This is a genomic window from Anaerostipes hadrus ATCC 29173 = JCM 17467, assembly GCF_030296915.1.
Lineage (GTDB): Bacteria > Bacillota > Clostridia > Lachnospirales > Lachnospiraceae > Anaerostipes > Anaerostipes hadrus.
Map to the genome: position 1 here is coordinate 2,551,727 of NZ_AP028031.1, position 12,641 is coordinate 2,564,367.

The 12,641-nt window shown below is 36.8% G+C and carries 12 protein-coding genes and 2 pseudogenes; 2 read left to right on the forward strand and 12 right to left on the reverse strand.

The annotated features are described in order from the left end of the window. Window positions 1–7: 7 nt before the first annotated feature. The 8 genes from QUE18_RS12425 to QUE18_RS12460 form a co-directional block, all read right to left on the reverse strand. Window positions 8–1,414 (reverse strand): SpoIIE family protein phosphatase, encoded by a 1,407-nt coding sequence (locus QUE18_RS12425; RefSeq protein WP_009203691.1) that lies wholly within the window; start codon window positions 1,412–1,414, stop codon window positions 8–10. A 163-nt stretch (window positions 1,415–1,577) separates the two neighbouring features. Then, entirely contained in the window at window positions 1,578–2,435 is an 858-nt protein-coding gene (nadC, locus tag QUE18_RS12430; protein WP_022091932.1) for a carboxylating nicotinate-nucleotide diphosphorylase, read from the reverse strand. After that, complete coding sequence (locus QUE18_RS12435) at window positions 2,407–3,708, reverse strand: L-aspartate oxidase (protein ID WP_009203689.1); 1,302 nt, start codon at window positions 3,706–3,708, stop codon at window positions 2,407–2,409. Before QUE18_RS12435 ends, nadC begins: the two co-directional genes overlap by 29 nt. 34 nt (window positions 3,709–3,742) lie before the next feature. Next, complete coding sequence (gene nadA / locus QUE18_RS12440) at window positions 3,743–4,651, reverse strand: quinolinate synthase NadA (protein WP_008393442.1); 909 nt, start codon at window positions 4,649–4,651, stop codon at window positions 3,743–3,745. 219 nt (window positions 4,652–4,870) lie between these two features. Then, window positions 4,871–6,187 carry an RNA-binding domain-containing protein gene (locus QUE18_RS12445; RefSeq protein WP_009203687.1) on the reverse strand — a complete coding sequence of 439 codons (1,317 nt, stop codon included), beginning with the start codon at window positions 6,185–6,187 and terminating at the stop codon, window positions 4,871–4,873. A 314-nt stretch (window positions 6,188–6,501) separates the two neighbouring features. Further along, window positions 6,502–7,044, reverse strand: a complete 543-nt coding sequence (gene rbr, locus QUE18_RS12450) for a rubrerythrin (protein ID WP_008393445.1) — start codon at window positions 7,042–7,044, stop codon at window positions 6,502–6,504. A 63-nt stretch (window positions 7,045–7,107) separates the two neighbouring features. Further along, entirely contained in the window at window positions 7,108–7,470 is a 363-nt protein-coding gene (locus tag QUE18_RS12455; RefSeq protein WP_009203686.1) for a desulfoferrodoxin family protein, read from the reverse strand. A 38-nt stretch (window positions 7,471–7,508) separates the two neighbouring features. Next, window positions 7,509–7,664, reverse strand: coding sequence for a rubredoxin (locus QUE18_RS12460; RefSeq protein WP_008393447.1), 156 nt, complete (start codon window positions 7,662–7,664; stop codon window positions 7,509–7,511). Window positions 7,665–7,928: 264 nt separating this feature from the next. Here QUE18_RS12460 and QUE18_RS12465 point away from each other — a divergent pair, with 264 nt between their 5' ends. Next, window positions 7,929–8,288 (forward strand): putative signal transducing protein, encoded by a 360-nt coding sequence (locus QUE18_RS12465; protein ID WP_009203685.1) that lies wholly within the window; start codon window positions 7,929–7,931, stop codon window positions 8,286–8,288. Between the two features lie 123 nt (window positions 8,289–8,411). Here the strand turns inward: QUE18_RS12465 and xylB are convergent, their stop codons facing one another. The 4 genes and pseudogenes from xylB to QUE18_RS12485 form a co-directional block, all read right to left on the reverse strand. Next, window positions 8,412–9,881, reverse strand: coding sequence for a xylulokinase (gene xylB / locus QUE18_RS12470; RefSeq protein ID WP_009203684.1), 1,470 nt, complete (start codon window positions 9,879–9,881; stop codon window positions 8,412–8,414). A gap of 14 nt (window positions 9,882–9,895) precedes the next feature. Beyond that, window positions 9,896–10,390, reverse strand: a pseudogene (locus QUE18_RS13875) (hypothetical protein). 27 nt (window positions 10,391–10,417) lie between these two features. After that, window positions 10,418–10,530 (reverse strand): annotated as a pseudogene (locus QUE18_RS13910) (DUF4867 family protein); the annotation flags it as partial. A 42-nt stretch (window positions 10,531–10,572) separates the two neighbouring features. Then, window positions 10,573–11,421, reverse strand: coding sequence for an AraC family transcriptional regulator (locus tag QUE18_RS12485; RefSeq protein WP_009203682.1), 849 nt, complete (start codon window positions 11,419–11,421; stop codon window positions 10,573–10,575). A gap of 278 nt (window positions 11,422–11,699) precedes the next feature. On the opposite strand from QUE18_RS12485, the gene QUE18_RS12490 reads away from it, so the two are divergent. Further along, window positions 11,700–12,611: a nucleotidyltransferase family protein gene (locus QUE18_RS12490; protein WP_009203681.1), complete on the forward strand. Its 912-nt coding sequence runs from the start codon at window positions 11,700–11,702 to the stop codon at window positions 12,609–12,611. Window positions 12,612–12,641 lie beyond the last annotated feature (30 nt).

Below are 12,641 nucleotides of genomic sequence, written 5' to 3' on the forward strand. Positions count from 1 at the left end.
GATTCCTTCAATACCTGTCCCAGATTCCCAATACCATGATCGTAATATCATCTCTTTTTTCAAATTCTTTGTTTGTTGTAATTTGCTCATATAATCCATCTGCGATCGCCTGTGGACGTACCACATCCATTTCTTTCAAATATCGTGCTGCCATCTCCAAACCATTTTGCGAAAATCCGTCGAAGGCTCCATCGCTTAACATGACTAAAATATCTTCACTTTCCATCTTTTTGCGGTAAATTGGAATTTTCTCGGTATGTAATAAGAGGTTCACTGGTATCGTATCTACTTGAATGATCTCCACGTCGTTTTTTCTCTTTAAAAGACATGGGCAGGCTCCAATTTTAAAGAATGTTCCGATTCCTGCAAATAAATCTAACTGAAAAAAATCTAATGTCGCATATTTTTCTTTTTCTGGTTGTAAGATCATCATGGACCTTAAAAGCTGAATACTTTGACTTTCGTTAATTCCTGCTCCTAGAAGTTCTTCCATCACTTCAATTATTTTCCTACTTTCTTTTTTCGCTTCCTGTCCTGTTCCCATTCCATCCGAGATCATAGACACAAAACTTCCTTCCCTTACTTTTCCCATGGAAAAACTGTCTCCATTCTCATCCCCTGCGATCATTGGCAAAGTGTGGATTCCTGCGATTACATGGAATTTTTCTTCTGGTGTAAATCCATAAATCTCATAATAATTTCCAATCATCTTTTTCTGATCTGGCAATGGCTTCATTTTCTCCATTGTCATGGAACTTAACAACACTGCTGCTTGTCTTGTGCTGATTTCCCTGCCTTTTTTCTTTTTCAGATATAGATAGATCTGTTTTCCTTTCTCTGGATTATCGTAGAAATAAATTTCTTTTAGTCTCAGTTGGCTTTTTGCAAAACCTTTTGTGATCTTCTCATATAATTTCTTATTATCTGCCGTTAATGATACTTTTCCCTGAAAGAAATCACCCAGTGTATTTCCGGCTCTGATATACTGCTCCCCGACAATTTTTCTCAGTTGTTTCATCTGATTTCTCATTGCACGCAGAAATAATTCCCGTTCATAAATCTGATTTGCTTCCTCGATAAAATCCTGTCCATTCTTGCATGGATGACATCTTTTTAAATCTGCATAGCTTAATCCACCTTGCTTTTCGATGATCTGCCCAAGCCTGTCCTTATCTGCTAATGTAAACTGACATTTTTGATTTTCACAGCATCCGACACATTCTTTTAAGATCACACTTTCAACTACATCTCTTCCCCGTTTTTCACACGTTTCTTCCTCATCGTTATGATCACAGAACATCTTTCCCGCTGTCGTGAGACATTGCTGCATCTGGCGCATATGATAAAGGATCATTTCATGAAAATTTTGAAATAACCGGTCTTCTTCGAATTCTTTTTTTCTTAAGATTTCCATAGTTTTCCCTCCTGCAAGATTATTATAGAGGATTTTGTATGCAATTTCTGTCGAAATAAAAAATGTTATTTTCTGGAAATTATTATCAAAAAAATCCGATGTTTTTATAAGAACAATCCTATGACTATTCTTATAAAAACATCGGATTTTATATCTTTATTCTTTACTCTACCGGATGTAAATTCTTCAAAGAAATGTCCATAATAGGAGCTGAATGTGTTAAAGCTCCACAGGATACATAATCCACTCCGATCTCACGGATCGTCTTTAGGCGTTCTTTTGTAACATTTCCTGAACACTCTGTTTCAGCTCTTCCGTCGATCAGTTTGACAGCTTCTTTCATTGTCTCATCATCCATGTTATCTAACATGATGATGTCTGCGCCTGCTTCTACGGCTTCTTTTACCATATCAAGATTCTCTGTCTCTACTTCAATCTTTCTGACAAATGGTGCATAGTCTTTTGCCATAGCTACCGCTTCTTTGATTCCACCTGCAGCACCGATATGGTTATCTTTTAACATGACTCCATCGGATAAGTTGTAGCGGTGATTATGTCCACCACCAACCGTCACTGCGTATTTTTCAAATGGGCGCATGTTTGGTGTTGTTTTTCTTGTATCTAATAACTTTGTTTTATATCCTTCAAGCTCTTTGGATAACTCGCTTGTCATTGTCGCGATTCCACTCATTCTCTGCAAGTAGTTTAATGCAACTCTCTCTCCAGATAAAAGGGCACGGATATCTCCTTTGACAACTCCCATTAACTGTCCTTTGGTTACTTTATCTCCGTCTTTTAATTCTGTCTCAAAAACAACAGTTTCATCTAAAAGTTTGAAAACTCTTTCAAATACTTCTAATCCACAGATGATCCCATCCTGTTTACAGATTAAATTTACTTCTCCCTGTTTTGGTTCTGGCATCACTGCGTTTGTGCTGACATCTTCCTGAGTGATATCTTCTTTTAATGCATTCATCAAATATTCATCGATGTTAATTCTCATCGTTACACCACTGATCATAAAAACTTCTGTCCTTTCGTTTAATTTCGTCAAGAACAAGCTGTTCATTCTCTTTCTCACGCTGTTCTTCGTTCTGATACTTACTTAAATCTACTTCGACTGTCTCGGCTTTTGATGGATGTTCTGTGATGTCTTTCGCTGCTGCCTTGGCAAATACAAGTGCTTCCAGTAGTGAATTACTTGCCAGACGGTTCTTTCCATGAACCCCATTACAGCTTGTCTCACCGACTGCATATAAATGTTCCATAGATGTCTTGCTGTCTAAGTTTACTTTAATTCCACCCATGAAATAGTGCTGTGCCGGTGTTACTGGAATCGGTTCTTTTGTCATGTCATATCCTTCATCCAAGCACTGTTTGTAGATGTTTGGGAATCTATGTTTGATTCTTTCTCCATCTAAATGTGTAACAGATAAATAAACATGATCACTTCCGTCTTTCTTCATCTGTTTGCAGATTTCTCCAGTTACAACGTCTCTTGGTTTTAACTCATCTGTAAAACGTTCTCCATCTTTATTCAGCAGGTAAGCTCCCTCTCCTCTGACTGATTCAGAGATTAAGAATCTTCTTCCTGGTTTCTTTGAATAAAATGTTGTTGGATGGATCTGGATATAGTTAATATTCTCTAATTCAACATTATGGCGCAAGCAGACAGCCAGACTGTCTGCTGTCAGATGTCTGAAGTTTGTAGAATGTTTAAATAACCCTCCAAGTCCTCCTGTTGCAAGAACAGTATCCGGAGCTTCGATCGTATCTAAATTACCATCTGCATCTTTATATACAATTCCTTTACATTCTCCGTCTTTCTCAATGATATCGATCATCGTACAATTTTCCATGATCGTAATATTATCACGTTTCTTCGCCTCTTCGTATAAATGGCTTGTGATCTCTTTTCCTGTCAGATCTTCATGATGAAGAATACGGAATGTGGAATGTCCACCTTCTCTTGTAAACTCAATCTCTCCATCCTTCAAGTCAAATCTTACACCAAAATCTTTCAGATCCTGAATAATCTGTGGTGATTCTTTGATCATCTTCTCGACGGCACCTTTATCATTCTCGTAATGTCCGGCTTTCATAGTGTCCTCGAAATATGAATCATAATCTTCCGGATTCTTCAGCGCTGAGATTCCTCCCTGCGCCAAAAATGAATCACTTTCTTCAACTTCCTTCTTTGTAATAACGATTACTTTGTAATCCTGCGGAAGAAATAATGCATTAAATAGCCCTGAAGCACCACTTCCTACAATGATCACATCTGCTGTTTTCATAATTCTCTTTGCCTTTCCTTGGAACTTTCCTGTCTTACTGCGCGATTCTTAACATCTCATCTAATGCTTTCTTAGCATTTAATCGCAGTTCTTCTGGTAATTCTACCTGATTCTTCATGTCTCTTAATGTGTCTCTTACATTCTCTAAACTGATACGCTTCATATTTGGACAGAACTGACGATGTCCTACAGAGTAGAATGTCTTTCCTGGGTTCTTCTGTTTTAATTCATATAAAACACCCATCTCTGTACAAATGATAAATACGTCCTTGTCAGATGCTGTCGCATAGTCAATGATTCCTGATGTACTTCCTACATAATCACCTAAAGCTACAACGTCTGGTGTACATTCTGGATGCACTAAAACTTCTGCTTCTGGATGTACTTCTTTGGCTTTCTTTACGTTCTCGGCTGTGATACTTCTATGTACATGACAGAATCCGTCATTGTAAATAAAGTTCTTCTCTGGAAGTTTGCTTCCGATATAACGTCCGAGGTTCTCATCTGGTACGAAGAAAATATTCTTCTGTGGAAGTGCTGTTACAACTTTCAGAGCATTGGATGAAGTTACACAGACATCAGAATGTGCTTTGATCTCTGCTGTAGAATTAATGTAACAGACAACAGCAAGATCATCATATTTCTTACGCATCTCTTCAATCTTCTCTACATCGACCATATGAGCCATTGGGCAGTCTGCCTTCTGATCTGGCATGATCACTGTACGGTCTGGGTTTAAGATCTTGGCACTCTCACCCATAAAGTTTACGCCTGCAAAACAAATCACATCTTTGGATTCTTTTAATGCAACTTTGGCAAGATAATAAGAATCCCCAACATAATCAGCAATTTCCTGAACGGCATCGTCTACATAATAATGTGCTAGTAAAACAGCATTTTTTTCTTGTTTTAATTGTTCGATCTCTTTTTTTAAATTTTCCATCTTTCTCTCCTTGTTATTAAATTTTAATATACCACGACCACCCCTTCTGTTCAAGTATTTGTGATGTTTTTATATGATAAATACCAGTGATTTTACCTCTTTTTCAGATGCTTCAATCACTGGTATTATTATAAATTCTATTTATTTTATATGGTCACTATATATTTTCATATGCATTTGCTGTTTTCGTCCGATCATATCTTGTACATTGTCTCGTAATTATTTTTTCACATAGCATGTGTTCTTTCCTCTGCCTCTCTGCATGATCAATCCTTTTTTAACCATCTGCTTCAAAATCCTTCCACTCGTTGTCTGACTGATTCCTAATCTTTCCTGAACTTGTTTTCTTTGAATTCTTTTTTCTTGATCGATCATTTGCATGATCTGTGTTTCTTCGTCTTCTGGTTGTATATGTGTATGGTATTGCAGTTCTTCTCTTAATTCTGCCTGTGCATTTGTGTTTGGTAATATGATCTTAAATACATTATTACTGACTTTGATCTCTGGTTTTATAAACTGATCTTGATAAGCATTCATGATCTTTTGTATTCCTGTTCCATAAGCTTCGATCAATTCTAAACGGTAAAAAACATTCGCTAATTTTTTATTCCTGCATACAGAAATCCCCATCATCACATCTTCTAATGTAACTCCTGTTACCAATCCCCCAATGGATGTGAATTCTAACCGATCTTCGTACATACTGATCAGAATACTAGAACTATATCCGTAATCTCTGTGTACAAGACAGTTTAGCAATGCTTCTCTTACTGCTACTTCTGGATAATCTCTATTATCAATTCGATAAAGTTTTTCAAAAGTTGAATGTGTTTGATTTCTGAAGTCAATGTAATCATATACTGCTTCCATTTGTGCAAATAGTGATCCTGTAAATTCTTTTCTATCTTTAAATATATTTTGATTCTTTCCTTCAAAAACTGCTGTTTTAATCGTATGCACGCATTGGTCTGAAAGTAATAAAGCAAGATTCGTATAAATTCCATCTTGGTTTATAATTCCTAAAGTTTTCATCTGTGACTGTTCTAATGTGATGTTTCTCTTTTGGAATTCTTTTTTTGTTTCGCAAAAAGTCAATTCTTGATCTAATGATCTCATATCTTCAAAATGATCACCATCTGTTTCTTTAATCATCTTTCTAATAGCTGTATCCGTTGCTGGGACAGAAGAATATCCTTGTCTTACATATACGCCTTCTGGTCTTAACCCTTTCTTCGCTATATAGTATGGGCGTTCTGTTCCTCTTTGAATATCTATGATCACAACTTGTTTTTGTTCTATCTCTTTTGTCTCATAGTGCAAGAACATGGTTAAATCTGGTTTAATCGCATCTCTAACCATATTGCTTACTTGCAATGCTACACTGTCTGAATCTTCTACCCCGATAACTGTCCCATCATCTTCAATTCCAATATAGATTTTTCCTCCATCACAATTGGCAAATGCTATGATTTCTTTCTTGATGTCTGTGACTACAATGGATTTGAATTCCGTTCTCTCAGATTCTTGTAACTTCATGAAAAACCCTCCTTGAAATTATTCTGTCTGTTCTTTCTAACTTTATTCTAACCATTCTAACCATTCTTATCAATTATAAATCACAGTGTTTGTATGCTGTATAGTGGTTTGAATCACGTAAATTATTTGAATATTATAAAAAGCGATCATGTGTCGGCAACCGTACGGACACGTCTGCACTTAGCTCCTGGATGGTCATTAGACCATTCAGGAGCTTAGTACAGCTACGTGGGAGTCCGAATGCGAGTGGGTTGCAGGCACATAATCGCTTTTTATAATATTCCACCAATACTTTCCGTTATTCAAATCAGAATTTAATAGTTTTCTTCATGCACTTCAAAATAGCTCTGTGGATGTGCACAAACAGGACATACTTCCGGTGCTTTTGTTCCAACTACGATATGTCCACAATTACGACATTCCCATACTTTCACTTCACTTTTTTCAAATACTTGTGAAGTCTCGATATTCTTAAGAAGTGCACGATATCTTTCTTCATGATGCTTCTCAATCTCTCCGACTGCTCTGAATTTGGCAGCAAGTTCTGGAAAACCTTCTTCTTCTGCAGTCTTTGCAAAACCTTCATACATATCTGTCCATTCGTAATTTTCACCTTCAGCTGCTGCAGCAAGATTTTCCTTTGTATCTCCAATTCCTGCTAATTCTTTAAACCACATTTTGGCATGTTCTTTCTCATTATTTGCCGTCTTAAGGAACAATGCAGACATCTGCTCATATCCTTCTTTCTTTGCAACGGATGCGAAATAAGTGTACTTATTTCTTGCCTGTGATTCTCCTGAAAATGCTTCTAATAAATTCTTCTCTGTCTGTGTTCCTACATATCTATTACTTCCCATGATTCTTCTCCTTACTGATTCCTTTACAATCACTTTATATATTTCCCTAGAAATTGATAATTTCTATACTTCAGATTTCCATAATCCATGCAGATTACAATACTCATATGCTGCTATGAATTCATCTCCATCGGCTAACATAAATACCGCCTCTGGTTTATCCCCTGGTGCAAATTTATGCAGCTGCCCACCATTCTTTGTTTCAATATATACTCCCATAATATAATGTTCTGGAAGCATTGGATGCTCTACGGAAGATACAGCTACTGTGATCTTATTTCCTTCCTGTGTCACAACCGGCACATGTTTTTCAACTGCTGCATCGGTTGTATTTGCTTTTAAACTTTTCAAATTCTCTATGGAACTTCCTGCTCCAAATACTTCTAATACTACTGTTTTGTCTTCTGAACGATAAAATTTAGCCATAACTTCTTCTCCCTTCTACTACAATATATCTATAAAAATTATTCTTTTGAAAATTGATCTTTCCCTACAAAACATAATGGACATTCAAAATCTTCTGGAACATCTTCCCATTTTGTTCCTGGAGCGATTCCTCCTTCTGGATATCCTTTTTCTTCATCATATTCCCATCCACATACATCACATACGTATTTCATTGTTTCATCCTCCTCATGTCTGAATCGATAATAATTACTGTTATTGTATTTATATAATAATACATGTGAGAAAAAATGTCAATAATATTTTTTAGAATTTGAATAGTGATATTTCTTTCTATGAATTATGTCCAATTTTTGTTATAATTAATTCATACTTATTGACACGCCGGGGACATCAGAGCGTGACAAAATTTACTTTTGATACTCTCATCATTAATATACAAAGTTACTGAACATTTACTCAATAAGGAGGTGGCAATTATGGAGGTTAAGATTACAAAAATATTTAACGCAGCTGACCAGATTCAGGCTGAGATGATTCATGATCATTTAAAACAAAACGGAATTGAAACCATGTCCAAACAACCTGGAACAGGAGAATATATGAGTATTGCAATGGGGTATTCTGTTTATGGAACGGATATTTATGTTAGAGAAGATCAGAAAGCTAAGGCAGAAGCTTTGATCAATGAACTGTTATACGATAATGACTACAATACATTCGAAGATGAAGATATCAAATTGCCTTGGTGGCAAAATAAAGTGATTGTTGCAAAATGCATTTTAGGATTTTTTATTCTTGTGATCATTATCATGATCGCAATGCAGATTCTACAATAAGATCATAAATTTAAGAAAGAACAGGTATGCTTTAGAATTCCTTGAAATCCTTATGCATACCTGTTCTTTGTTGTTGTTCATTATTTATATTTAGTTTATATTTAGTTTATAGTTACCTTATAGTTAATCAAATTTCTGAAATACACCCTTAAGTGCTGGATAAATTTCTCTAAACTGCTGATACTTCGCCTCATACTTCGCAACAAGCTTGGCATCAGGTTCCACTGTATCAACCACTTTCACAAGCTGATCTGCTGCTTCCTGTACGCTGTCGTATTCTCCACATCCAACGGCTGCAAGCATCGCTCCTCCATATCCTGGACCTTCTTCGCTTTCGATCACGTCGACTTTCAGATTCATCACATTTGCAATGATCTTCTTCCATAATGGGCTCTTAGCTCCACCGCCGCAGATCTTTGTGCGTTCAATCTTGATTCCAAGACTTCTTGCGACTTCCAGAGAATCACGAAGTCCAAATGCAACTCCTTCTAACACGGCCTGTGTCATTTCTTCTCTCGTTGTATCCATGGACATTCCGATAAATGTTGCTCTGGCTTTTGGATCATTGTGTGGAGATCTCTCTCCCATTAGGTATGGAAGATAGAATACATGGTTTTCTCCAAGTTTGGTGATTCCTTCTTGTTCTTTGCTGTATTCTTTTGTCTTTAAGATCTCGTCCATCCACCATTTATTGCAGGATGCTGCACTTAACATGCATCCCATGAGGTGATAGTATCCATCTGCGTGGTCAAAAGAATGTAAGGCATTGTTGGAATCTACACCAAATGTCTTACTGGAAATGAAGATCGTTCCAGATGTTCCAAGGGAAATGTTACACATTCCATCTCCAACAGTTCCAGTTCCTACCGCTGCTGCCGCATTATCTCCAGCTCCCGCGATGATCTTGACTTCTTTGGATAAACCAAGTTCTTCTGCAATATCTTCTTTTAATGTTCCGACAACTTCATAACTTTCAAACAGTTTCGGAAGCTGTTCTTCACTCACTCCACAGATTTCCATCATCTGTTTTGACCAGCATTTATTCTTTACATCTAATAATAACATTCCGGATGCATCGGAATAATCCGTGCAAAATGTTCCAGATAGTTTATATGCCAGATAATCTTTTGGCAGCATGATCTTTTTGATCTTGTTGAAATTGTCTGGTTCATTTTCACGCATCCACAGGATTTTTGGTGCCGTAAATCCTGCGAAAGCGATATTAGCTGTGTACTCAGATAATTTATCTTTTCCAATCTTGTTATTTAAATAATCTGTTTCTTTCTGTGTACGTCCATCATTCCATAGGATTGCAGGGCGAATCACATCATCATCTTCATCTAAAACGACAAGTCCATGCATCTGCCCTCCGAAGCTGATCCCGGCAACCTGTGATTTATCACATTCGCTGATCAATTCTTTGATTCCTTCCATAGACTGACTGTACCAGTCTTCTGGTTTCTGCTCAGACCATCCTGGATGCGGAAAATGCAACTCATATTCTTTGGAAACGATTTTTTTGATTCCACCTTTTTCATCCATTAACAGTAATTTCACTGCGGATGTTCCAAGGTCTACACCAATGTATAACATACAAACCTCCGATCTTATCCCCAAGGATTTTCTGTTGGATATCTGACTCCAGCTGGCTGATTGTATCCAATCTCTTCTACTGGAACTCCAACATATTTAAATACTTCATATAATGTTTTTCCGAAATTACCAAATGCTACAGCTCCATGATGAGGGAAGTTTTTCTCGATCTCAACTCCTAAGTTGTATAACTGCTGGATTGGTGCATTGTATGCTAAGAAGTTTAATGGACGAGGCCCAAAACTGATGATCTTTAAGCTGCTTAATCCAACGACAGCTCTTGCGATTGGTACAATTTCAGATTATAACTTGCATTCAGCATACCACAATATGCATCTCCACGTCCATCTAACAGATTATCTCCTCTTTCCTCTGCTGCTGCAAAGAACATTTTTGGTCCTTCAAAATGTTTGGCAAGTAATGTTTCTGCGATTCACTGATAAACTTTCTGGGAAACAATCTCTGCTGACTGCTACGATTCCGATCTTTACTTTTGGCATATTACTCATTTGATTCTCCATCCTTTCCTTTTTTGATCATTTTAATGTGATATTCTCTCCAACTAATCCACAAAATGCTCCAGGTATTTGAGCTTCTTCATGTGCGATCAGCCATTTATCTGTGCAGTTAAAAGTTTGTCTTCTCCATTTATCACTTATAAGATTATAACAATATGCTTTTGTTTTCTCGACTAATTACTTATCTCATTTATGGCACTTTTTTGTCTTTTTCGAAATTCAGCAGGCATAATTCCATACTTTTTATAAAAGGCTTTGGAAAATGCTTTGTTATTTGGAAATCCATTTTCCATGGAAATATCACTGATCGTCATCTTTGTCTCTATCAGCTGTCTGTACCCATGTTCAGTGCGGATTGCCTGCAAATAATCTTTATAATTGATTCCTGCATATTTTTGAAACATTCGGGATAGATAGGATGGAGAATACCCGAAAATCTCTGCAAGTCTTGCCAAAGATAATTCGTCTTTGTAATGTTCTTTCATGTAATCTGTGATCACAGATAACTTGGTTAACTGCTTGTGTTGATGTAAAATATCTGGGTGTACATTAATCTCACGGTATCTTGTAACCATCAGATATAACATATCATAAAACAGGCTTTGAATCTTCAGATCATAGCCACAATGCTTATCAGAATATGCCATATACATCTCACAGATCATTTCCATGAGCTGTTCATCCTGTGCCTGCGGAGCATGGGCGAAACAAATGAACTGATCCTGGGTGTAGTATTTTTCAAACATATTAAGCGACATCTGAAGCACAACAGTCATATTTTCTTTTGGTGCATGAATGGAATGCACTTCGTTGGAATTGACAATGATAAAATCTCCACATTCCAGTAAATACTCCTGATCGTTTAAATAAAACTCCAGCGTTCCCTGAAAGACCGCAAAGATTTCGATCGATCTGTGCCAATGTTTTTCTCTGATGTAATTACCATCTCTGCCTTCAAAAAGGAACATCTTAAATGGAAGATCCTTATTCGGCATGATCAGTTCATGTTGAATCTCTGTCATCGCTTTATCCTTTTCTTATCCTCGTGGATATCCTTTTATTTTGTCACAACCATCGATAATAAAACTGATAATATTCGTTTTTTCATACTCTTCCTCCTCGAATATTTGTAAATCTTTCTCTTTTTTTGCAACGATTCAATACTCAAATTATACAATAAATTCTAGCTGACCGAAATAGATCTTTATCAATTCCAATTCTTTATTTTTTCTTTCTCTTTCCATCTGTTCCATCTTGCGTTATACTTATTTTAGTTTAAAAATCAGAAGGGAGTTTTTTCATGAAAAAACCAGCATTAGTAATTCTGGCTGCCGGAATGGGAAGCCGTTATGGAGGATTAAAACAGATGGACCCTATGGATCCAATGGGACATGCGATCATCGATTATTCCATCTATGATGCAAAACGTGCCGGATTCGGTAAGGTAGTCTTTGTGATAAAGAAAGCAATTGAGAAAGATTTTAAAGAAACTGTTGGAGCAAGGGTTCCTGAAGGAATGGAAGTATGTTATGCATATCAGGAAGTAGATGCATTACCAGAAGGTTATAATGTTCCAGAAGGACGTGTGAAACCTTGGGGAACTGCACATGCTGTTTTATGTGCAAAACCATTTATCAATGAACCATTTGCCGTGATCAACGCAGATGACTATTATGGTGTTGATGGATATAAAGTCATGGCTGATTTCCTTACAAGCCATGAAGAGAAAGATGGAAAGGCACCATTTGCAATGGTGGGATATCATCTTGGAAATACTGTTACAGAGAATGGATACGTATCCAGAGGTGTCTGTGAAGTTGATGACAACCACCAGTTACTTTCTATCACAGAAAGAACTCATATCGAAAAACATGAAGATCATGCAGAATTCACAGAAGATGACGGTGCAACTTGGGCATCGCTTCCATTTGATACTTTAGTGTCCATGAACTTCTTTGGATTCCAGCCTATGATCATGGACGAGTTAGAAAAAGGATTCCCTGCTTTCCTTGATCAAGCGATCAAAGAGAATCCATTAAAAGGTGAATACTTTATTCCTAGTGTCGCAAGTGACCTGTTACATGATGGAAAAGCCTCTCTTGAAGTGCTTGTATCTAAAGATCAGTGGTATGGTGTTACATATCCAGAAGATAAACAGAGCGTTATTGATGCTTTAGCTGCTTTAAGAGAAAATGGTACTTATAAATTTTAATACCGTTAAATATTCATTTGTAAAAGCAAA